The organism is Paenibacillus sp. 05T425 (assembly GCF_056396205.1).
The window spans coordinates 32,334-54,940 of record NZ_JBFTLA010000022.1 but is presented as its reverse complement, the minus strand read 5'-3'; the positions used below and the strand labels follow the sequence as shown (position 1 = coordinate 54,940).

Sequence of the window (22,607 nt, the reverse complement as noted above, 5' to 3'; positions counted from 1 at the left end):
TTCACTCCTCTAACACACGCCTTCGTTTTCTATTTTATCCTTGCATTCCGACCAAGTAAGGCATTTGCAGCTCAAGCCGCTGTCTAGGATCTGTATCATCGAATTCAACTGTCTTTTTCGCTCTTCGAGTTCGGAGCGTTTTTGCATTGCCATCTGCTCCCAACGATCCGATAATGAGTCGCTTGGTTCAAAGCCTTCTAGCAGAATCGTTATTTCCTGAATGCTAAATCCCGTTTGCTGTGCGACTTTAATAAAATGGATGCGATCTAAAAATCCCTCATCATATCGACGTTGACCATTTTTACGCTCAGGAGCAGGTAGAAGCCCCACGGATTCATAATAACGCAGCGTAGATGCGTTAATACTTGCCTTTGCCGCGAGCTGACCAATACTCATTCCAGCCATAATAACTACCCCCTTGACTTCAAGTTAGCTTTAAGTTTTATGATTGAATTGTAACTTGATTGGGAAGGTGATGTAAATGAAAAAAGGGAGTTGGCTCGCCGGCCTTGGACTATTAGGGGCATGCGCTTTGTGTTGCGCGCTTCCGCTTATTGGAGGTCTAGCTGTTTTAGGGGTATCCTCGTTCTTTTTAAATCCATTTGTCATTACGGGTATTGCGCTTCTATTCGTAATAGCAGGCATTGTGATTTACCAGAAACGAAATACAAACGGATCCTCTTGCATGAAATCAGGATGCGGATGCAATTCCTGTAAAACGAAAGGAGCACGATAAGAAATGGAAAAGGAAATACCAGTGGCTTGCTGTCACAGCGTTATTACGACTGAACAGCGCGTGGAGTATAAAAGCATTTGGGGAGAGCTTGAAACAAGAAGGCTAGGCATCACAGAGCTTGAAAACGGGTACCAATATGGCTTCCCAGGGGATGCGGAAACGCTGGGGCTTATCAATGAATGGGTAAGCATGGAGCGCAAATGCTGCCCATTTCTAACGTTTACAGTCATTGCAAGTAACACAGACGAGCTAGTTTTGCTTCAGCTAACAGGAAATGAAGAAGCAAAAGCATTCTTGAGAACCGATATTGAATCAAATATAAACATCATAATCGGTAAATCACAGGAGAAACAATGAAACCAACCACATACTGGATAAGCACCATATTAGCTGCAGGACTTTTATTTATCGGCGGCATTCTTTTCATCATGCAGGGAGAGCACCAAATATAGGAAATGAAACATCTTGGGTATCCGGTATACATTTTAACGTTTCTTGGAATTGGAAGAGTCCTGGGTTCTGTCGCAATCGTCATACCGCGCTTTCCACGCATGAAAGAATGGGCTTATGCGGGCTTTGTCATTGACCTTATGGCAGCTTCAGCATCTCATGCCTACGCAGGGGACAGCTTCGTTCAGATCGCATCACCATTAATATTTCTTGTACTGATCAGCGTAACTTGGGCACTACGTCCACCAAGTCGTAAACTAAAAGCTCAGTAGTGTATTGAACTAACTGGGAACGATAGCTCGATGATGACACGACGTGAGCTGGCCAGAACGACCGGCTGACGTCTTTGCTAAGTAGACCGGAACTAACATCGCTATAACTCGGCACCTTCCAAATATTCGAAACATTATCCCACTTGGTTCCGTTACTTAAACTGTAAGGAATATGAGAACACGTCGACTGGAGGAATTTCTATTAATTATTTATACTTATTAGGTTTCTTCATCTTTTCTCTCATTACAGTTCTGTTATTTATAATATTTTGTTTTAAACTATTTGTTTTCTTTATCAAGAAGAAGCCATTTCCTAAAAAAATGATAATTGTAACTCTCCTAGGAATTGGTATCGTTTCAACTCAAGTGATATACAATACATACTTTTTTACGTTCGATAACCTTGAAGGTGAATTTTATAAAGGACCTATGGAATCCCCAACCGGTAAGTATTCTGCTAATGCTTACTATAAAACTTATGGCGGTGCCGCTGGTGGAGTTAACTTATGGGTAGAAATTACTTATCATGATGATAACAAAATGAAGACTGTTTATCATAGTGATGCGAATAGAAACTTTTCTATGGAGTGGAAAAATGAAAATATTCTATCTATTGTAAATGAAGAACCAGGGTACTCCAGTTCAAACAAAAGTGTTAAATTGAACGTTGAAAAAGAGACTTATTTCGATGGAGGTTTGGTTTGGAGGATAATAAACAATCAACATTAACAGAGCCAAAAAATTAAAATGAAGCGTTACGCTAACGGGAGACTATAGCTCAACATGACGTTACGGCAGCAGGCTTCACAATCGGCTGCCGTTGTTCGTTGAAGTAACGGGCAGATTAGTATAATAAAAGGGATTCCTAAATAGCCGTAGAATCATGTTATTGAGGTGAGTTGCGTGGACTACTCGAACAGCTCGGATTGCATTGATTTTTCTGGTTTTATCGGACAAAAAGTAGCAGAAATAATTCAGTGGGACTTGAACTGGTAAATCTAAAATTTGAAAGTGGAATCATAAACGTGGAGTGTTCTTGGAGATTGCGCCTTTCAACCGATATACTGGTGGGCATTAATGAACGTAAGGAAACTGACTTTACGTCTATCTTGAAAGCTCATCTATTGTCCAGACCAATAACAAACATTCACTACTTTGAGAGTGGCGACTTAATTATTGAATTTATGGGCAACTATTATTTTGATTTGTTTGCAGATTCATCAACCTTTGAGCAGTACCAGCTATATCTTGGTGAAAGGTTGTTCTTAATTGGTAGATAAGTTCTTCGCTAAACTAACGGGAGACGATAGCTGAATAACAACACCGCGGCAGCCGGGCCAAATACGATCGGCTGCCTTTTTGTTGAGCTAACGGGCAGTTTAATGTGGTGAAGTATCAGAAGAATTGCTTCATAATTACAAGAACGATATACAAACGTATGTTCTTGTGTTATTTTGGGAATAGAAAATACATCCCCACTAGGAGTGACGACATATGGAGAATATTATCCGTTCTGGTATGCATGATTTTGATTTTACGCTTAAACCGATGATAAATCGCAATAGACGTCGGACGAATGCGATGTATCCAGAAAAGGAAGGTGTTTGGCAAGAGTTTGAGGCTAGTCATACAGGTGAGAAATATCTCGATGGGAAGGTCATCATCGATCATTTTGAAGGAATATTCCCGGATGGCGAAGTAAGAAAAGGGATGACGATACGCGCTTATGACGAGGAAACGCAGCTGTGGTCGTTGGTATGGCTGGATAATTGCAACCCTAATGATTTTAGACCACTGATCGGAAAGTTTGAAAATGGAATTGGTGTGTTTAATCAAGTGGTGGATACGCCAGACGGAAAGCCGCTGCATATGAGATTCACATGGGATGAGATCACGGAGAATACGGCTCGCTGGCAACAGTCCTTTTCGTTTGATGGCGGCAACAACTGGGATACCAATTGGATTATGGAGTTTACGAGAAGATAAACGTTTACGCACCCAACTTCTTGCACATTATCGTTTCTCTCGCGTTACGATTGAACTATCGGGAAACAATAGTTCAATAACCATCAGAATGAGGCTGCCGGCATAAAACGGCAGCCTCGTTGAGCTAACGGGCAGGTTAATTGGAATAGTCTGATGTTCTATTTGTTGCAAGTACAACAAAAATGTTGTACTGTCTTCATGTGACATATATCAGAGGAGTTGCATATATGGAGGAAATCCTACGTGAAATTGGAATGATTGCCAGAGCTCTTGATTCTATAAGTAATATAGAATTTAAAGAATTTGACCTTACAAAAGGGCAGTATTTGTACCTTGTCAGAATATGTGAAAATCCAGGAATTATTCAAGAAAAGCTAGCTGAAATGATTAAAGTAGACCGAACAACCGCTGCTCGTGCAATAAAAAACCTTGAAATGAATGGTTTTATTGAAAAGAGAGATGATGAACATAATAAGAAAATAAAAAGACTGTTTCCAACAGAAGAAGGGTTAAGAGTTTTTCCATTTATAAAGAGAGAAAATGATTATTCGAATAGTGTCGCATTAGTGGGATTTTCTGAAAGTGAAACAGAAACCATTTTTCATCTGCTTCAAAGAGTTAGAAAAAATGTAGAAGTTGACTGGGAATTTGTGAAAAAGGGAAACAAGAGAATTTATTGATTTTTTTTAAAGGAGCTATATTTAAATGTCAGTGAAAATAAAGAAATGCCACCTAGAAGATTTACAAATACTTCAACAAATAAGTACTGAAACATTCAACGAGACATTTAGAGATCAGAACTCTCACGAGAATATGAAAGCCTATTTGGAAAGAGCATTTAACTCTAAACAATTGAAAACGGAACTATCCGATAACTCTTCCGAATTTTATTTCATCTGTTTCGATGAGGACCTTGCCGGATATTTAAAGGTCAATGTTAATGATGCTCAAACTGAAAAAATAGATGGTAAGTCAATTGAAATTGAGAGGATTTATATTAGATCTGAATTTCAAGGAAAAGGGCTTGGAAAACACCTACTAAACAAAGTGGATGAAATAGCCATTAAACAAAACAAAAAGATGATCTGGCTAGGCGTTTGGGAAAAGAATGAGCACGCAATTGCCTTTTATAAAAAAATGGGTTTTGTTCAAACTGGAGCCCACTCTTTTTATATGGGTGATGAAGAACAAATTGATTTTATTATGACCAAAGCGCTCATATAAGATCAGGATATTTAACAACAGTGGACTAATTTTTTCCTTTGTTTAAAGGTGTATAATCCGTTCAGACATCGGAGAGAGAAGTGGGGAATTGGTTATGAACAACGGGTTGGTCAACGCCATAATTGCGTATATCATGTGGGGGGTTCTCCCGCTATATTGGAAGCTGTTTAACGACGTGCCGGCAGGAGAGATTTTGTCGCATCGGGTCGTCTGGTCGTTCGTCTTCATGGGTATTCTTGTTGCCGTCCAGCGCCGCTGGGGCGACATAAAGCGGATTGCGGCTAGCCGCGCGCTCCTGCTGCCACTCGCTGCCAGCGGACTGCTGATCGCGGCGAATTGGCTCATCTTCATCTGGGCGGTGAACAACGACCATGTCGTAGAGACAAGTCTCGGCTATTATTTGAACCCGTTGCTGAACGTGCTGCTGGCGGTCGTCTTCCTTCGCGAGAAGCCAAACCGTGGCCAATGGCTCGCGATTGCCATCGCTGGCTCCGCAGTGCTCATCATCGCTATCGACTACGGGCGGTTCCCGTGGGTCGCGATCTCGCTGGCCGCGTCGTTCGGCTTGTACGGCTTCGCGAAGAAAAAGATCGTGCAAGATGCTTCAGTAGGCTTGCTGTCTGAGACGGCTGTCGTCCTGCCTGTCGCGCTCGGCTACTGGATTTACTTGGCCGCCGCGGGAAAGACGACGGCATGGACGCTGCCTGCGTCCACTTTCGTCGAACTGCTTCTGTCAGGCGTGGTTACGGCGTTACCGCTGATCTTCTTTGCGCGGGCTGCCGCCCGGATGGCGCTGTCCACACTTGGATTCGTACAATACATTGGGCCGACGATTATGTTGCTATTGAGCGTATTCGTATTCAAGGAATCGATCTCCCCGGTGCTGCTCGTCGGCTTCGCGCTAATCTGGACATCGCTCATCGTGTACGCTGTGGCATCTGTTCGCGGCACGAGACTCGCCAAAGCGAGTTAACGGAAAACTCGCTCTGGCACCACCATATTCGTTTACACCATCAATGGTTGCAATGAAAGTATTTGAAAATCCAACAGAAAAAATAGTTACTCAGAGATTATGTAAAAAAGTATGTATCCAGGTTCCAACTTTAGGAGTAGGATAAATAAAAGCATCATTCAACATTGAATGATGCTTTTATTTATTCCAAGCACATGATGGTGATGGAGGGAGAGAATGTTATCAAGTTCTTGTCATCCAACAGTTATCAAGTTCTTGTCATCCGACAACAAGTGTCGGGTGACAAGAACATAGAAACATTGAGAGCCGCATAAATTGCGGCTTTTTTGTTTTATGTTATCAAGTTCTTGTCAAAATGAAATGACAAGAACTTGATAACATTCCCGATAGCTGACAAGAACTTTGTAACTTTCCCGACAATATGTACGATGCCCGATACAGCCCTTGAGAGCATGTCACTGGAAACAGATTATTGAGTATGGTATCTCGTTGACGGTGAACAGCAGGGAAGTTTTATTGAACTAACTGGCAGATTAGTTCCAATTAGATATCATTGAATCTCTCTCTCGAAACCCTAATAAATTCGGAGATAGCTGCTGTATTATAAGTATCCTTACTGCGGATGAATATAGTGGGTATTTTAACGAGCTCTTCCGAGATTTTGTGATATTGTAAGTCATATTTAATCAAGGCCCTTTCGATATCCGAAAGAGGTAAAAGTGAAACTCCGAGGCCAGCATGAATACATCCCAGAATCCCCTCTAAAGTTCCGAGATCCATAATTTTTGCGGGAATGCCTTTTAAGTGCAACCAATCTTCAAGTATTCGACGGTAATGGCATCCAACTCGAAAAACAAAAATGGTCAAATGGCGTAGTTGTTCCGGGTGATGGATCGGCGTTGTTTGGCGTCCTGATATGAGTACGAGTTCCTCAGTGCCAACTTCTACTGTTTCAAACTCTACATGCTCCCCTAGCGAGGATACAAAAGCTCCATCCAATTCGTACTTCAAAACCGAGTGAATGAGTTCATCTGTCGTTCCTGTTTTTAGTATTAAATCGACTTTTGGTATGACTTATGGTATTCGGCGAGAATGAATGGAAGCCGAATAGCAGTTGTAGTTTCAAGCGATCCGATTCGAAGAGGTCCACGAGGGATTGTACTATCAGATACAACGCGTTCCGTTTCTTGAGTGAGGAAGATTATTTTTTCAGCGTACGATTTTAGCGCCTCTCCTGATGATGTGAGCCGAACTCCCTGACGTCCGCGATAGAACAGCTCTGTTTTTAACTCGCATTCAAGTTGCTGAATTCTTATACTTATGCTCGATTGAACGTAGTCTAACTTCTCTGCAACCTGGTAAAGCTCCCCTCATTGGCAACAGTCAAAAAAATCTGCATGTCCCGGATATCCACTGTGATACCTCCGTAATAGGTATTGATAATTTTAATGATAAATATCATTTACGTTCATTTTACTTGATATATAAAGGTGGGTAAAATGATTTTTGAAAGGGGCAATTCTCATGCAGTTAATTAGGAATAAAGTTAATGAATCCACACAGACAATAATTGCTGGATTTGTTATGCTTATCATTGCGATGGGTATCGGGCGGTTTTCCTTTACTTCCATACTTCCATTGATGCAGTCGCAATCTCATCTTACAGTTACGGAGACTGGGTATTTGGCGGGAAGTAATAATTTGGGCTACCTTGCCGCTGCTTTTGGTGCAGGTTTTATAACCTGGGAAAATCGGCGACCTCGTTACTTACGGATTCATTTGATTCTATGCATCATTTCTATAGGTCTTATGGGAATCACTTCATCCTTTATTGGATGGCTGTTTTTACGTTTTATAGCTGGATTATGTAGTGGTCTTATTTACGTTTTATCATCAAGTTTAGTAATGGAAACACTGATTTCTAAAAAGCGTGAAAAATGGGTAGGCTTATGGCGGAGTTGGTACCGGTATTGTCCTAACGGGGCTAGCTACACCTATTCTCAGCCATTTCACTTGGCGGGGAGCCTGGATAGGTTTATTTGTTGTCAGTTTTATTCTTGTTCTAACAATTTGGTCTTCTATCCATGACACTAAGTTCGAACCGTTACTAACGAATTCTGCATCTAAACATTCATTGAAATTGCCTCAATCTATTTTCGTCTGGCTTCTTGTTGCTTATGGACTTGAAGGACTGGGTTATATCGTAAGTGCGACTTTCTTAGTAGCAATGGTGAAGCAATTGCCCAATATCTCAGTTTTTGCCTATTTTAGCTGGATTGTCGTGGGGCTAGCAGCTATCCCATCACCCTTACTATGGTCATGGTGGGCAAGTAAGACAAGTTATGTTAAACCTCTAATTACTGCACTTATTCTTCAAGCACTTGGAGTAATCATGCCTAATATAGTTGGCGTAGTACTAGGGTCGATTCTTTTTGGAGGGACTTTTATGGGAATATCTATGCTTTCACTTGCCGCAGCTCGAATGGTAACACAGTCAAATAGTAATTATGCTATTGCTCTAATGACTGGATTTTTTGGTATAGGGCAGATAATAGGTCCTATTGGGGCTGGATTCATTTTGGATGTAGCGCATAGTTACAGTTTGGCACTTACAATTTCAGCTTTGGTGCTCGCCATAGCAGTTATTATATTGATTTTGGGGACAATCATATCCAACAAAACTGAACGAAATAACATTCCACAGTCCCAATGAGAGACCATTAAACAATAATAAGCAGGGGGCCTTTAAAATTGTTTGAAACACTGATAACACAAAAGTTAAACATTAGCTATCCGATCTTCCAGGCACCGATGGCAGGTGGCCCAACGACTCCCGAATTAGTAGCAGCGGTTTCAAACGCAGGTGGACTTGGCAACCTAGGGGCTGGGTATTTAACCCCTGAACAAATTCGTATTGCCATCAATAAGATAAGAGGGCTAACCGACCGGCCTTTCGGAGTTAATTTATTTGTCTTTGAGCAACGGGAGGAAACTGAAGAAACAATTAAGAAAATGTCCGATTACCTTAACTCCTACCGGAATCAACTTGGTATTCCGCAAAATCCATCACTTCCAAAATACACAGAATCGTTTGAAGAACAAGTACAAGTTGTGCTAGAAGAGCGCGTTCCTGTTTCTAGTTTCACATTTGGGATCCCTTCAAACAATATTATTCAAAGTTTGAAGAAAAGTGGGGCATTTGTAATTGGTACTGCTACAACAGTAGATGAAGCTATAAAATTGGAATTGTCGGATATAGACGCAATTGTGGCACAAGGCAGTGAGGCAGGAGGGCACAGAGGGACATTTCTAAAGAACGCTTCCGAATCCTTAATTGGCCTCATAGCTCTAGTTCCCCAAATTGTTGATCATGTTTCGATTCCTGTGATTGCATCAGGAGGGATCATGGACGGACGTGGGCTTGTAGCGAGCCTAACTTTAGGAGCAGCAGCCGTTCAAATGGGCACAGCCTTTTTGGCTTGCACGGAAAGTGGTGCACATCCAACGTACAAAGAAAAAATACTTTCTGCAAACGAGGATGCTACTATAATTACAAATGCATACTCGGGTAAAGCGGCACGAGGCATTAATACACAATTTATACGCGACATGCAGTTGTATCCCAGAAATGTTCCCCCCTATCCTATTCAGCACGTGATGACACGGGATATTAGACAGGCGGCAGCAATAGCGAATGACCCAGAGTTTATGTCACTCTGGGCTGGACAAGGCTTGAGGTTAGCTAACGACCATTCGGCCGCTACAATTATCAATGAAACAATCGAGAAAGCAAGAAAGATAATCACAATGAGATTTTAACAATGTAGTTAATTGTCATAAGAAATGAACCCTCGGTGTTCAGCAACCTCAGTTTTTCAATGGAGGACTAGTTATGGTAAATTACCTAATTAATCAATTAAGATTTGTTCGAATCAATACGATAAAACAGGTTACAGATATGAGTGAGGAAGAAACAAGGACTGTACCACGAGGATTTAACAACAATGTTTTATGGAACCTTGGACACATTCTTCTTGTTCATGAAAAATTCACTCTTGGGCTAACAAATGAAAAAATGGAGTTACCGAAGCATTTAGCAGAATATTTTACTACTGGCACAAAACCAGAGAACTGGGTAACGAATATACCTAGCTTAGATGTAATTCTCCAATTGCTATCAAAGCAAATCGATCGGATAGAGCAAACCTTGGAGCATCGCCTAGAATCATCTCTCGAGCAACCATATGTCACTTCGGCTGGCCTTGAATTATTGACAGTAAAGGAATGTCTTAGTTTTTGTTTGTATCACGAAGGCATGCATTATGCAACGATTAAAGCCATTAAACAGCAAATTTTAGTATCTTGAAACCTGAGTTGAAAATGCACGAGTAGGCACAAAGTCATTAAGCTATCGGGAGACAATAGTTCAATCAACACAGCGGCAGCCGATCAGAGGATCAGCTGCCGCTTTTATTGGAGTATAGGGCAGGTTAATGTGGTTTGCCGATTCACATAACTTTACAACATCGCTTTAATGCGATAATATATTAGAGAAGTAAAGTGTTAAAGAATGTGGTCTCAATCGACTTCATTCGGCAAACAATACCAAAAAGCAATACCTCAATTAAGAAGGGAGTTTGTTATGGCGCGAGAGGCATTAATTAACAGAAAAACAAAAGAAACAGAAATTAAACTGGAGCTTAATCTCGATGAATACAGTGAAGGCAACATCAACACGGGAATTGAATTTTTTAACCATATGCTCACACTTTTTGCTTTTAGGGCAGCAATAAAACTAAATGTGGATTGTAAAGGTGATTTAGAGATAGATGGGCATCATACGGTTGAGGACATTGGAATTTGCTTGGGGCAAGCAATCAAAAAGGCTATAGGAGATAAAAAAGGAATAAACCGTTATGGTAGTTCGCGTATACCTATGGATGAGAGCTTAGCATTAGTGGATATGAGTATATCTAATCGCTCTTTTTTAGTGTTTAACGTGGAAATGCCGTCAACACGAGTAGGCGATTTTGAGACCGAATTAACCGAAGAGTTTTTTGTCGCTGTGGCACATAATAGCGGGATAACCTTGCACATCAATTTGGAATACGGCAGAAATACACACCATATTAATGAGGCGATTTTCGTGGCATTCGGCGATGCATTGAAGAAAGCAATTAGGATAACAAGCGATGTTATTCCGTCTACGAAGGGTACGTTATCTTTATGAAAAAATATGTAGAAGCTTAACGTGTAAAAAATTATGGGTAGGATTTTGTTTTATTGGAGATCTGATGATTAAGTTAACGGGAGACGATAGTTTAATAGCCAAACTGCTGAAGCTGCCGAGCGTTATCCGGCAGCTTTGTTACGTTAATGGCAGCCGGTCATGTGATCATCTAGGATGAGGTTGAAAGGCACGAATCCCGAGACACATTCCAAAACACCAAAACACAACAAACACGGAGCAAGATCCACGGAGATCTTGCTCCGTGTTCTACATTTAGGGAAAGGAAAAAGAATCCTTGGCTGCGACGAAGACCCAATGTGGGATAAACTTCATAAGAAAAACAACTTAGTATTTCAAACGAGGAAAACAACTCATAAACAACTTATATAATGTGGCACATCATATGTTAGGGGACAAGAACTTATATCCTTAACCGAAATGGACAACAACCTATATCCTTAGCCGATTTGAAGAGGATATCCTGCTTTTCAATTACCCAAGCATGATGGGTGTCGTTAAAACTAACGGCAGTTTCGCTCAATGATCATGACAAGTAGGGGTAAACATTATAGCTCTCATGATCAAATTCCACGGGCAGGTACGTTTGACCCGGCTATTCTAATCCTCGAAGCTAAAGCAAAAAGAATCAACCAGAAAGAAATGGTTGATCTCATAATACGAACTGGCAGGATGCTTTTAGGTCATGCGAGGTGAACCGTATCACAAGTAGAGCGAATTTTTAGGCTCGGGGCATCAAGTTTGGGCCACAGCGTAGCGCCTACTATTCCAGTTGAAGAGGCGTGAACGCCTAACAAGAAAAGCATGTACTCCAGCAAGCTCTTGTTTGCATTATTTCCCATGAAAATCAGAGTCGAGGACACGAACTTGTACCGATTGCCGTAATGGACAAATACCGATCGATATCTTCAACAAGTTCTCGATTACAGCCGCGAGTTAGTTTACGATTCACCGACATTGATTTGGACTTGTCCCCATCAGTTACCTCTGTTAATACTGCTTCAACTTCATCAGGGACATAGCGCTCGTAATAGGTTTACCTATAATGGTAACCCCTGCGACCTATGAAGATTACATGCACAAGTCAGGTGCAGTAGAAGATTGTATTCGGGTAACGTTTTTTTCCGAAGACAAGCTGAAGAGCAAGTCGCCGTCTATTTTACATATTCAAAGCATCGTAGTACCACTTGGTAACTATGACGTAGTAGACTCTCAATTTGCAATTATATGATGGTATGATGATAGGTCTGTAAACCCGAGCTATCTAATTTATAGGTATCTTCTACCCTAATGTTATCTAAGGTTTCCTTCATGAAACTTAGTCACTTAATTGAAATTGACATACCAAAAAGTGCGTACTTTTCAAGTATGTCAATTGAATTTATACTGAGTCAGAAATGATGAAAGGGAGAGATTAAGTTGGAATATCGGATCAAAATTGAGGATTACAGCCTGCGCCTTGGGTCGCGAATTGATATCGAGACTACGACGTTTCGTTCTGTAGACTCTCAAGAGAAATCGCAATGGGAACTCCCTGTTGGAGTGTACCGTGCAAAAGATATCGTCCGTGAAACTAGTGCCTTACTCGAGGCGGTTTGCTTACAGCTTGGGGAATATGCAGCTGGTGAGTCGCTGCTAAGGAATCTCCAATCCAGCTTAGGAGTTTCCGGAAGAGAAGCCGTGCTGCCGTTGGCCTTAATCGCCTCGGGAGATGAAACGAAACGCCCGTTCCTCGATCAGGCGCAAAAAATCGGAAACACATTGTCAATCTGGGCTCGAGAATATTATTTAGAGAAGTCGGCTTGGCTGATGTACGGAGAAAAAGCCTTACTCCAGCTTGTTCATAGAAGCCAGTGTGACAATCATCGATGGACGCCAGAGGTGGTGAGCATTTTAATGGGGCCAAAGGGTAGCCCCGAAATCATGCAGTTGTTTAATGAGTATCTGCACCAACTTATCCTCCTGAGAGATGCGTTGATGCCTTTTGAGAACTGGGAGGAAGTTCCTATTATGATCGTGGAGGGGGATCAAGCGAAGGGACTTCGTTTTGTCGAGCAGGCGCGGAATCGTTTCCTCACAGAACTGATGGTCAAACAAATGCCGCACAGAGAGGTTGTACGCTTCGCGCAAAGTTTCTTAAGCCCTGAGCTCTCCAGGGTTGGATACGGATTTCAAAACCGTCTCGGGATGGTGCTGCCTGCGGCAATTGGGAAACCGATTACCGCCACAAAAAGCTTACTCTGCTGGCATCCCGCTCATCTATTGCCGTATCAGAAGGCCGGGGGGGCAGACTCCGTTGTCTTCGATTATGCTGAGGGCGATTACTACGCAGCCACCCGCAGTTGGATCGGTTCCCGTACATTAAAGCAAGAGAATAACAATGAAGCGAGTTTCCAAAACGAAATAGATATCGTACCCGAAGCAAATGAACATGGTCGGGTTATATTAAATCTGAGATTGTCGGATGGGACTTACGAGTATCGTGTGGACGTTGGGCAGGCAATGCGAGGACACCGATATATGTATCGTCCTGAGCAAATCCACGTATCCGCAGAAAGTACAGCCTGGCCGGCCCGTTCCGAATGGATCGAACACTCTGCTTCGGATATATTGGGGGTGACAGGACTCGCGGCGTTTGATGAAGATGGCGTTCACTACATTTCGGTTGGAGGCAATCCGCTCATTGTGTGGGCACTGCTTGGCAAACTGTTTCCGCTAAATGTGGTTGTAATCATTGACGAACAAGCCGATGAGGTGGGGGCGCCGCATCTGGCAGGTAGTAAATTAAGAGGGTTAATTCTATTGAATGAAAGCTATTCTCGTCAAGTTGTTACCCGTTAACCTCATGCTCTTGTATTGTGGATGGCAGTTCGTCGTCCGGAAATAACCGCATATAATCTGTCCCAAAGTCGCGAAGCTGGATTAATATAACCATGAGCGCCTCTCCCAATTTGGTTAGCGAATATTCGACTTTTGGCGGGACTACCGCATACACTTTCCGGACGATTAATCCGTCGTTTTCCAAGTCTCTTAACTGCACCGTCAGCATTTTTTGCGTTGTTCCGGGCATCAACTTCTGAAGTTCGTTGAACCGGTAGGTTTGTTTCGATAAATGACTTAAAATCAAAGGCTTCCATTTTCCGCTTATTAATCCGATAGTGATTTCGGAGGTACAAAGAAAAACGCTATTGCGGTATTCGATCATATTCAATACCCCTCTTTTTTTGTTATTAATATCGACTAAACAACCCTGTTTAATATGAATTTTATCAAACCGAGCCAATCGTTTCAAGTATGAAACCCATGCTCAAAAGGAGTAACCATATATGTTGATCATTAAAAAAGTTGCCATTCTGTCGTTTGCGCTGGTGATATTGATCCTTATCTCAGCTTGCTCGGCACGGAATGAAGTCTCCGATCAAATCACCGGATCGGCAAGCAGCTCTTCGAACGGTGAAACGGTAGACGCGCAGGCTGTCTACCCGATCCAAAATGGGGCCGAACTGACGTACTGGCTGCAAAGCCAGACGACGCTCAAACCGAGCGTTAACGATATTCCTTTTTATCGTGAATGGCAGAAACGAATTGGGGTACCGATTCGGTTTTCTGAGGTGTCTGCAACACAGGCAAAGGAATCGTTCAGCGTAATGCTTGCTTCAGGAAATTTACCCGACATTATCGAATATAATTGGCTGGATGGTGTGTCAGGCGGACCTGAAAAGGCCTTGAAAGACGGATATATTTTAAGACTGAACGAACTCATCGACCGGCATGCGCCGAACTTGAAAAAGTATTTACAGGAGCATCCCGATATCGACAAATTGGTGAAAACGGACAACGGAGACTATTATGCATTTCCGTTTCTTAAAGAAGGCGGCATGACCACACAGTGGGCAGGGCCGGCGCTGCGCAAGGATTGGCTTCAGGAGCTAAATTTGGATGTCCCCACAACGATCGACGAATGGCACCAAGTGTTGATAGCGTTCAAGGAGCGAAAAGGCGTACGTGCACCACTGACTTTCAGCAGCCAAACCCATGCGCTGCAAGGTTTTCTGGATGGAGCTTTTATCGGGGCGTTCGGCGTCATCCGTGATTTTTATCACGAAGACGGGAAAGTGCTGTATGGTCCGCTGCAGCCCGGATATATGCAGTTTTTGAAAACAATGAATCAATGGTATGAAGAAGGATTGCTCGACCCGAACTTTACGCAGAACGACCGAAAAACGCAGGATGCGAATATGATGACAGGAGCTTCGGGAGCAACCGTCTCCTCGGGCGCCAATATCGACAAATGGGAGGCTGCTCTTAGGGATGGAGATCCGCAAGCGACATTCGTGTTCGCGCCTTATCCTGTGTTGCAAAAAGGGAAGGCTCCGAAATTTGGACAGGAGGCGTGGTTGTATGGGGCGGAAGCGTCTGCTGCGATATCCGCCAGCAGCAAGCATCCAGAGCTTGCCGTTCAAGTGCTTGATTACGCCTACGGAGAAGAGGGCTACCTGCTTTTCAATTATGGAATCGAAGGACAGTCTTTCAACTGGAAAGACGGCAAACCGGAGCTGACAGAATTAATCACGAGTAACCCGGACAATCTGTCCTACCTAGAAGCGTTGACGCTCTATACCCATACCGTAAATCCAGGTCCATACGTGGAATCTAAGGAGCTGATCGGTAAATTGGCCGTGACGAATGAGGACCACAATTACGACAATTGGAAAACGGACAACCTTAAGCACGTATTTCCGCCCGTGTCGATAACATCTGAGGAATCGAACGAATTTGTGCGCATTATGTCTGATGTCGACACGCTAGTCAACGAGATCACACTAAAGGTCATTCTGGGATCAGAACCGGCGGATGAAGCTTTTCGTTCGCTTACGGAAAAGCTAGAGTCTCTTGGTATCAGACGCGCGCTAGAAATTCAACAGGCTGCTTACGACCGCTTCCTGAACCGATGATCAGAAGAGTCGCCAAAGATTTCAAGCGTAACAAATGGCTCTTTGTGCTCGCTATTCCAATCGTCGCCTATTATGTTTTGTTTCAGTATTTGCCTATGTACGGCGCGGTTATCGCATTTAAAAATTATTCACCGATTCAAGGGATTTGGGGAAGCGAATGGGTCGGATTGGAACACTTCGAGTCTTTTATCGACAGCCACTATTTCTGGCGCTTGTTTCGGAACACCGTGCTGCTAAGTATTTACTCCCTGGTGTTCGATTTTACAGCTCCGATTGTACTGGCTCTTTTGATTCATGAAGTTCGCTCGCGATATGTCAAATCATTCGTGCAGACGGTTTCGTTCATGCCTTATTTTATCTCGCTGATCGTCGTTTGCGGCTTGGTCAAGGATCTAACCCAGAGCGGCGGCATTGCGAATCTCGCCGTTACGTTTTTGACAAGGGGGGATGGACGGGATTTGTTGCAGCAGCCAGGGCTGTTCCGCGGCATATACGTGATGTCCGAAATCTGGCAACGGGTCGGTTGGGAGTCGATTATTTATGCAGCAGCGCTATCGACGATCCCGCAGGCGCAATACGAGGCAGCGCGTATAGATGGCGCAAGTCGCTTGCGCCAAATTCGAAGCATAACGCTGCCAGGGCTTCTACCGACGATTACAATCATGTTTATTTTGCGGATAGGTCATTTGATGGATGTAGGGTACGAAAAAATATTATTGCTTTATAATCCAGTGATCTATGAATCGGCGGATGTTATTTCCACGTTCGTCTATCGTAAAGGATTACTCGACAATGACTGGAGTTTCAGTTCGGCTATTGGATTGTTTAACTCTGCAATCAATCTCCTGATGCTTGTAATCGCCAATTCGCTAACCCGAAAAACAAACCAAAACAGTTTGTGGTAAGGAGGGGAACCTATGCATTTATCCGACCGTATACTTGACATTGCCGTTTACTTTCTGCTGACCACGTTGGTTGCTGTTACGCTTTATCCATTGATCTACGTCTTGTCCGCCTCGTTCAGCGATGGCGACCTACTTATGGCTAGAAAGGGACTGCTTTGGAAACCGGCCGGTTTTAGTACACTGGCTTACGAGAGAGCGCTTGGTAATCCAGCGATTTGGTCAGGCTACTGGAATACGCTTCGACTGGTTGGCGGAGGTCTCATTCTACATGTAACGATGGCGATTATGGCGGCATACGTGCTATCGCGTCGTAATTTCATATGGAACAAGTTCCTAATGTTGTTTATTGTCGTAACAATGTTCTTTAATGCAGGGCTCATACCGTTCTATCTTGTAGTGAAAAATATGGGTATCATGAACACCATGTGGGCTCTGCTCCTTCCGTTTGCGGTCAATACGTTTCACCTAATTATTTTGCGAACCGCCTTTTTGTCGTTGCCTGTTGAACTTGAGGAGTCGGCCCAGATCGACGGTGCCAATCACTTGACCGTGCTCCTAAGAATAGTGATCCCGTTGTCCATGCCGGTCATTAGCGTAATTATGTTATATACGGCAGCAGACAAATGGAACATGTGGTTTATCCCATCGCTGTTCATCCAAGATCGTACATTGTATCCGCTACAATTGGTGTTGCGCGAGATTTTGATCAACAACGGAACGGATAACATTTCTTTTGGAGCAGGTGTAGGAGAAGCTCGAAACATCGGAGAAACTATCAAATATGCTACAATCGTGATTGCGACTATGCCCATTCTATGTATTTATCCGTTTCTCCAGAAGTATTTTGTGAATAGCGCTTTCTTAGGAGCGGTCAAGGGATAGGGATCATATTAATCAGCAGGGATATGACGTTGATAAGTCGACAGCAGCTGCAGCAGATACGGAAGAGGATGCGGCGTAATAATATGCATAAAGCATAATGCATCACATTGACACGTTGTACGGTTGGGAGCACCTATACCGAAATCAACAATCCGACGAATGAAGTACCACAGCGAAATAATAAACCGAGAGAAAACTGTGATTGTGCAGTATTCTCTCGGTTTTGCTATAATAGCGAATGTTTTGTTTTATCGGCACAAGTTCTTGTCCCGAGCCGAGGACGAGAACTTAAGTGAAGAGTGAGAAAGGATCGAATGTGAGGATATATTCTACAAGCAATAGAATATCCTAAACAGCGGTGTAGAGGGACAAGAAAAAACAACAAATGTCAGAGGACAAGAACATATATGCATTAAAAACCGCGAAAGTGGTATTATCCCCTTCAAGTAGACACTCAAAAAAAACCGTCATGTTATCATGGAGGTTTGAGTAAACTTGGGGGGATATTTTTATGGCTAAAAAGGGACAAGCATTTCAAACGTATACAGATGAATTCAAATTGAAATCGGTCAGAGCTTCTTTAGAGAGTTCATCGAGCTATAAGGTGGTAGCTGAACAAGAGGGGATCCGCAATTGTTCACAACTGAAAGTATTAGTGAAGAAGTGGCAAAACGGGGAGTCATTCGATGAGCGGAAAAGTAGCGGTTCGAATCCACTGAAGGGGCGTTCTCGAACAGTCTTTGACAGCGTTGAGGAAGAAAGAGACTATCTGAAGGCTCAGGTAGATTACTTAAAAATGCGTTATCCAAATCTAATAAAGGAGAAGCTCTTGTTGAACCTCCGACGCAATTTGCATTGTCAGAGGACAAGAACATATATTCTTTAGAAACCGCGTAAATCGCGGTATTTTTGTTTTAAGGATATAAGTTCTTGTCCAAACTCGAGGACAAGAACTTATATCCTTAGCCGAAAAGGACAAGAACATATATCGTTAGCCGATTTGCTGAACCGTGCTGTTGCTCGGTGGGGACGAGCGAGGAATGCGAAAATTTTTCGGAGTTATGTGTGTCGAGTAGTGAGATGTCGTGTGATAAGAACTTTGCAACATTCCCGACATGATGCTTATTCCGCAAGTTCCGAATACTCGTTGTCGGGATCATACATCGACTCCAATTCGCAATACCTGAACTGCTTGGTCGTCTTAGATCCACTAGGCTAAACCAAATATAACAAGACTCAATCCCTTGCGAAACAAAGGTTTTTTGCTATATTTCCGAAATGAAACGCGCTGCGCCGCCAACGGGAGGCGGCAGGTTCACCTTTCTTAGCTATGCGTCTCGACTGGTCCGAACATCATAAAAATGGACAGTGTCAGTCAAAAAATGATCCGTAGATGGGGCAAGAAAAAGTAAGCTACAATGACGTTATGAAGGAGGAGAAGACAGATGCAAGCGGATACAACAGGTAATGATATTAATGCGATTCGACAAAACCGGATATTATGGAAGCGGTTTAAAAGACAAAGTTTGCCACAAACATTTGTCCTGCTCGGCATATTGTTTTTGATTATCTTTTCTTACATTCCCATGTTCGGGATCCTCATGGCATTCAAGGACTACCGTATTACAGACGGTGTGCAGGGAATATTTACGAGCGAATGGGTAGGGCTAAAATATTTGAATGAATTTGTAGGCGATTACAGGTTTAACGATTTGGTTCGGAATACGTTGATTCTTAGTATCTTAAAAATTGTATTTGCTTTTCCTATTCCGATTTTATTCGCTTTAATGCTTAACGAGCTGAAGGGAGCCGGGTTCAAAAGGTTCGTGCAGACTGTGAGTTATTTCCCGCATTTCATCTCCTGGGTCGTTGTGATGGGTTTAGCTTTCGTGTTTTTCTCGTCAGAAGGCGGCCTCGTTAATTTACTGCTCTTAAAATTAAACGTAGTGGACGAGCCTCTTACAATACTGACGGACCCTCATTCATTCTGGGGACTTGCTGTAGGGAGCGCGGTATGGAAGGAAGCGGGTTGGTGGACGATTATCTTCCTGGCTGCAGTAGTAGGTATCAATCCTGCGTTGTATGAGGCGGCAGAAATTGATGGAGCTGGACGGTTGAAGCGAATTTGGCACATTACGCTACCGGGCATTAAGGGAGCGGTCGTCGTCGTACTGATCCTGTCGATTGGAAGTTTGTTGGGCGGCGGACTGGTTGGTTCCAACTTTGAGCAAGCTTTCTTGTTGGGTAACTCAGTCAACAGCGATACGTCAGAAATTGTTCAGACGTATGCCTTCAAGATGGGGCTTGCAGAAGGACGTTTTGCCTACGCTACCGCGATCGATCTGGTGCAATCCGTCATATCGGTTTTCCTCATCTTTACAAGTAATTTCATAGCCAAGCGAATTTCAGGACAGGGGTTATTTTAATGGTGAGCATTCGGAAGAAGTGGAAACGGCGGACCCTTGAGGATTGGCTCGTTGACAGTATTAATATGGTGTTGATCTTGTTTGTCGTCATAATGACGTTTTATCCTTTCTATTATTTGTTGATTATATCATTCAATCAAGGACTGGACGCGGCAAAGGGAGGCATTTACTTCTGGCCGAGACAATTTACACTGGATAATTACTCGACGTTTTTCCAGGATCCCAAGTGGCGAGTAAGCTTTCTCGTATCATGTGCGAGAACGGTTGTTGGAACGCTATTGGGAGTAATGTTTACAAGTTTAGTTGCTTACGGGTTGGCTTATAAGCAGCTTTTGTTCAAGAAAACGTATTTTGCGATCGTCATCGTCGCGATGTATTTCTCCGGTGGTATGATTCCTTATTATGTGGTGCTACGGGAGCTGCAACTGCTTAACCATTTCGCTGTATACGTCATCCCTTCCATGTTGAATCTGTTCTTCTTGCTCATCGCGATTTCATTCTTCAAAGAAATCCCCGATGAACTTCAAGAATCGGCCCGTATCGACGGTGCCAATGATTTGACGATCTTTTACAAGATGATCCTCCCGATCTCGCGGCCGCTTCTAGCTACGATGTCGTTGTTCCTCGGCGTTGGGCAGTGGAACTCTTGGCTCGATTCCGCCTATTTCGTGCAAAGTAACAATCTGCGTACGTTAACGTACCGCATGATGGAGATCATCAATCAAAGCACGATGCCGACAGATGCGATGAGCGCGGATTTCGCATCGATGAATACGGTGACAACATTCTCCATTCAGGTTACGGCTATGGTTGTCGCCATTATCCCGATCATGCTCGTATACCCATTTTTGCAGAAGCATTTTGTTAAAGGCGTTATGATTGGAGCAGTCAAAGGCTAGTGATCATAATATTACGACCGCAAGGTCTTGATATAAATTTTATTAGGGGGTACATCCATGATTCAATTGGGCAAAAAGAAATGGGTCAAATTAACGTTTGCTGCACTTATGCTTCTTACTACCCTTTCGGCCTGTTCGGGCAAAGACGAAAGTCCGGAAAACAAGGGAGCTAACACGTCAAGCAATACAGAAGGGACGAGCACTGAGCCGGTAGAACTGAGCATATTCGTAAACCACCCTTGGTTTCCGGTACATGACTGGGCCGGCTCTGTCCCAGAATTAATCACAGAGAAGACCGGTGTCAAATTAAAGGTGACGATTGCGGCAGATGATAAGCAGCTACCACTCATGATCGCATCCGGTGATTTGCCCGATCTTGTCTTTACGGCAACAAATTTGGATCGGTTGGCCGATCCGAAAGTCTCTTACGCCTGGAATGACTTGATTGAGCAGTACGCACCGGATTTTAAGGTTGACCCGGCTCGCATTGCAATCAACACGTCAAGCGATGGGAAGTTTTATACGGTACGCAATAACTATGCTACGAAGGAAGAGTGGGATGCCTATCCGAACGCGATCATCAATTCAAGCGCGCTAGGTATACGCAAAGATATTATGGAGGAGCTTGGCAATCCGGCATTGAATAACTTCGAAGACTTAGAGAATTTGCTCGGAACAGTGAAAGCCAAATACCCGGATGTTATTCCATTAATGCTCGATATCAACTGGGGACTCCGTTATTTCAAAATGCAAAATGGGGTGCCTTCGGCTTATACGGATCTGTATGAACAGGACGGCAAAGTGCAGCAGTATTTGAGACATCCTGGCATGCTGGAGGTATACAAATATATTAATCGTCTATACCGAAACGGTTATATGACCCCTGAGAACTTTGCTTTCAAAGATACCGTGAGAGACGATGATTATGTCTTGAAGGGCAAAGTGTTCGCGCTGGTGGACAATACGAATATTTTTGACACGTTCAACAGTCAAGCATCCGATCAAGGCAGCGGATACAGCTATACACAGCTTACGAAACCGCTTGGCAGCAATCCCAAAGAGTATTTTGCGAGCGTAGGCTGGTCTGGCGTTTACATTACGAAGAATAACAAGAATCCCGAGGCTGCGATTAAATTCATGCAATATATGTTCTCGGAAGAAGGACAAAAGCTTGGTTTCTGGGGCATCGAAGGGAAGCACTGGAAATGGAACACAGAGCTTCAGTATCCGGAGCTGCTGTATAAGCAAGGAGACGCGGACTATATTAATAAAGAAGCGATTGGATTCTGGGGCTTGATGTCTAACAGCGCTGCTCTGGATCAGGTCGTGCCGGGAACGGAGTCGGCAGAAGTCAAGAAGATGTCAAAGCAATACACCGATTTTGTCCCAGCGCTTGGCATGCTCGTTCCCGAATCCGATTCGGAGATTGGAGTCATTCGCACGAAGTTGGATGAAATGATTAAGAACGAAGAGGTCAGGATTTATATGGCTGACTCTGAAGAAGAGGCGGTTAAGTACTATCATGACTTGATGGATAAAGCGGAGCAAATCGGACTTAGCAAGTATGAGGCTTGGGCGAACGAAAAGTACAATAGTGTTAAGGATACATTCAAGTAGGGATACGCAGCATTACAAGGTGGAGTCAGCGCAT

Annotated in this window: 24 protein-coding genes; 20 read left to right on the top strand and 4 right to left on the bottom strand. The window is 43.3% G+C overall.

The window, feature by feature from the left end; genetic code table 11:
• Nucleotides 1–9: 9 nt before the first annotated feature.
• Nucleotides 10–405 carry a MerR family transcriptional regulator gene (locus AC1DF0_RS30035; RefSeq protein ID WP_477577138.1) on the bottom strand — a complete coding sequence of 132 codons (396 nt, stop codon included), beginning with the start codon at nucleotides 403–405 and terminating at the stop codon, nucleotides 10–12.
• 334 nt (nucleotides 406–739) lie between these two features.
• On the opposite strand from AC1DF0_RS30035, the gene AC1DF0_RS30030 reads away from it, so the two are divergent.
• The 7 genes from AC1DF0_RS30030 to rarD all read left to right on the top strand — a co-directional run bounded on the left by AC1DF0_RS30030 (nucleotide 740) and on the right by rarD (nucleotide 5,641).
• Nucleotides 740–1,093 (top strand): hypothetical protein, encoded by a 354-nt coding sequence (locus tag AC1DF0_RS30030; protein ID WP_477577136.1) that lies wholly within the window; start codon nucleotides 740–742, stop codon nucleotides 1,091–1,093.
• 98 nt (nucleotides 1,094–1,191) lie between these two features.
• Nucleotides 1,192–1,458: a DoxX family protein gene (locus tag AC1DF0_RS30025; RefSeq protein ID WP_477577134.1), complete on the top strand. Its 267-nt coding sequence runs from the start codon at nucleotides 1,192–1,194 to the stop codon at nucleotides 1,456–1,458.
• 321 nt (nucleotides 1,459–1,779) lie between these two features.
• On the top strand, nucleotides 1,780–2,187 hold the full coding sequence (locus tag AC1DF0_RS30020) for a DUF5412 family protein (protein WP_477577132.1): 408 nt from the start codon (nucleotides 1,780–1,782) through the stop codon (nucleotides 2,185–2,187).
• A 765-nt stretch (nucleotides 2,188–2,952) separates the two neighbouring features.
• Complete coding sequence (locus AC1DF0_RS30015) at nucleotides 2,953–3,444, top strand: hypothetical protein (protein ID WP_477577130.1); 492 nt, start codon at nucleotides 2,953–2,955, stop codon at nucleotides 3,442–3,444.
• Nucleotides 3,445–3,671: 227 nt separating this feature from the next.
• The gene (locus AC1DF0_RS30010; RefSeq protein ID WP_477577128.1) at nucleotides 3,672–4,124 is read left to right on the top strand and encodes a MarR family winged helix-turn-helix transcriptional regulator; all 453 of its coding nucleotides are present in this window, start codon (nucleotides 3,672–3,674) and stop codon (nucleotides 4,122–4,124) included.
• Between the two features lie 25 nt (nucleotides 4,125–4,149).
• Complete coding sequence (paiA, locus tag AC1DF0_RS30005) at nucleotides 4,150–4,668, top strand: spermidine/spermine N(1)-acetyltransferase (RefSeq protein ID WP_477577126.1); 519 nt, start codon at nucleotides 4,150–4,152, stop codon at nucleotides 4,666–4,668.
• Nucleotides 4,669–4,762: 94 nt separating this feature from the next.
• Nucleotides 4,763–5,641: an EamA family transporter RarD gene (gene rarD, locus AC1DF0_RS30000; RefSeq protein WP_477577124.1), complete on the top strand. Its 879-nt coding sequence runs from the start codon at nucleotides 4,763–4,765 to the stop codon at nucleotides 5,639–5,641.
• Nucleotides 5,642–6,184: 543 nt separating this feature from the next.
• Here the strand turns inward: rarD and AC1DF0_RS29995 are convergent.
• Nucleotides 6,185–6,652 carry a LysR substrate-binding domain-containing protein gene (locus AC1DF0_RS29995; protein ID WP_477577122.1) on the bottom strand — a complete coding sequence of 156 codons (468 nt, stop codon included), beginning with the start codon at nucleotides 6,650–6,652 and terminating at the stop codon, nucleotides 6,185–6,187.
• A gap of 41 nt (nucleotides 6,653–6,693) precedes the next feature.
• On the bottom strand, nucleotides 6,694–6,951 hold the full coding sequence (locus AC1DF0_RS29990) for a hypothetical protein (RefSeq protein WP_477577154.1): 258 nt from the start codon (nucleotides 6,949–6,951) through the stop codon (nucleotides 6,694–6,696).
• A 196-nt stretch (nucleotides 6,952–7,147) separates the two neighbouring features.
• On the opposite strand from AC1DF0_RS29990, the gene AC1DF0_RS29985 reads away from it, so the two are divergent.
• The 6 genes from AC1DF0_RS29985 to AC1DF0_RS29960 all read left to right on the top strand — a co-directional run bounded on the left by AC1DF0_RS29985 (nucleotide 7,148) and on the right by AC1DF0_RS29960 (nucleotide 13,730).
• The gene (locus tag AC1DF0_RS29985) at nucleotides 7,148–7,729 is read left to right on the top strand and encodes a YbfB/YjiJ family MFS transporter (RefSeq protein WP_477577120.1); all 582 of its coding nucleotides are present in this window, start codon (nucleotides 7,148–7,150) and stop codon (nucleotides 7,727–7,729) included.
• Nucleotides 7,611–8,354 carry a YbfB/YjiJ family MFS transporter gene (locus tag AC1DF0_RS29980; RefSeq protein ID WP_477577152.1) on the top strand — a complete coding sequence of 248 codons (744 nt, stop codon included), beginning with the start codon at nucleotides 7,611–7,613 and terminating at the stop codon, nucleotides 8,352–8,354. Before AC1DF0_RS29985 ends, AC1DF0_RS29980 begins: the two co-directional genes overlap by 119 nt.
• Nucleotides 8,355–8,392: 38 nt before the next feature.
• Nucleotides 8,393–9,460 carry an NAD(P)H-dependent flavin oxidoreductase gene (locus AC1DF0_RS29975; protein WP_477577118.1) on the top strand — a complete coding sequence of 356 codons (1,068 nt, stop codon included), beginning with the start codon at nucleotides 8,393–8,395 and terminating at the stop codon, nucleotides 9,458–9,460.
• A 73-nt stretch (nucleotides 9,461–9,533) separates the two neighbouring features.
• Nucleotides 9,534–10,007, top strand: coding sequence for a DinB family protein (locus AC1DF0_RS29970; protein WP_477577116.1), 474 nt, complete (start codon nucleotides 9,534–9,536; stop codon nucleotides 10,005–10,007).
• A gap of 276 nt (nucleotides 10,008–10,283) precedes the next feature.
• Nucleotides 10,284–10,871, top strand: a complete 588-nt coding sequence (hisB, locus tag AC1DF0_RS29965) for an imidazoleglycerol-phosphate dehydratase HisB (protein WP_477577114.1) — start codon at nucleotides 10,284–10,286, stop codon at nucleotides 10,869–10,871.
• 1,437 nt (nucleotides 10,872–12,308) lie between these two features.
• Nucleotides 12,309–13,730, top strand: a complete 1,422-nt coding sequence (locus tag AC1DF0_RS29960) for a hypothetical protein (RefSeq protein ID WP_477577112.1) — start codon at nucleotides 12,309–12,311, stop codon at nucleotides 13,728–13,730.
• Here AC1DF0_RS29960 and AC1DF0_RS29955 read toward each other — a convergent pair.
• The gene (locus AC1DF0_RS29955; RefSeq protein WP_477577110.1) at nucleotides 13,720–14,094 is read right to left on the bottom strand and encodes a winged helix-turn-helix transcriptional regulator; all 375 of its coding nucleotides are present in this window, start codon (nucleotides 14,092–14,094) and stop codon (nucleotides 13,720–13,722) included. The genes AC1DF0_RS29960 and AC1DF0_RS29955 overlap by 11 nt on opposite strands.
• Nucleotides 14,095–14,215: 121 nt before the next feature.
• On the opposite strand from AC1DF0_RS29955, the gene AC1DF0_RS29950 reads away from it, so the two are divergent.
• The 7 genes from AC1DF0_RS29950 (at nucleotide 14,216) to AC1DF0_RS29920 (ending at nucleotide 22,573) form a co-directional block, all read left to right on the top strand.
• Complete coding sequence (locus AC1DF0_RS29950) at nucleotides 14,216–15,844, top strand: extracellular solute-binding protein (protein WP_477577109.1); 1,629 nt, start codon at nucleotides 14,216–14,218, stop codon at nucleotides 15,842–15,844.
• A complete protein-coding gene (locus AC1DF0_RS29945) occupies nucleotides 15,841–16,749 on the top strand; it encodes an ABC transporter permease (RefSeq protein WP_477577107.1) in 909 nt (302 codons plus the stop codon). Before AC1DF0_RS29950 ends, AC1DF0_RS29945 begins: the two co-directional genes overlap by 4 nt.
• Nucleotides 16,750–16,761: 12 nt before the next feature.
• Complete coding sequence (locus AC1DF0_RS29940; protein ID WP_442053191.1) at nucleotides 16,762–17,631, top strand: carbohydrate ABC transporter permease; 870 nt, start codon at nucleotides 16,762–16,764, stop codon at nucleotides 17,629–17,631.
• Between the two features lie 511 nt (nucleotides 17,632–18,142).
• Nucleotides 18,143–18,517, top strand: coding sequence for a transposase (locus AC1DF0_RS29935; RefSeq protein WP_477577105.1), 375 nt, complete (start codon nucleotides 18,143–18,145; stop codon nucleotides 18,515–18,517).
• Between the two features lie 559 nt (nucleotides 18,518–19,076).
• Nucleotides 19,077–20,057 (top strand): ABC transporter permease, encoded by a 981-nt coding sequence (locus AC1DF0_RS29930; protein WP_477577103.1) that lies wholly within the window; start codon nucleotides 19,077–19,079, stop codon nucleotides 20,055–20,057.
• Nucleotides 20,057–20,956, top strand: a complete 900-nt coding sequence (locus tag AC1DF0_RS29925; protein WP_442053188.1) for a carbohydrate ABC transporter permease — start codon at nucleotides 20,057–20,059, stop codon at nucleotides 20,954–20,956. The genes AC1DF0_RS29930 and AC1DF0_RS29925 overlap by 1 nt, the downstream gene beginning before the upstream one ends.
• Before the next feature lie 57 nt (nucleotides 20,957–21,013).
• A complete protein-coding gene (locus AC1DF0_RS29920) occupies nucleotides 21,014–22,573 on the top strand; it encodes an extracellular solute-binding protein (RefSeq protein ID WP_477577100.1) in 1,560 nt (519 codons plus the stop codon).
• Nucleotides 22,574–22,607: the final 34 nt, after the last annotated feature.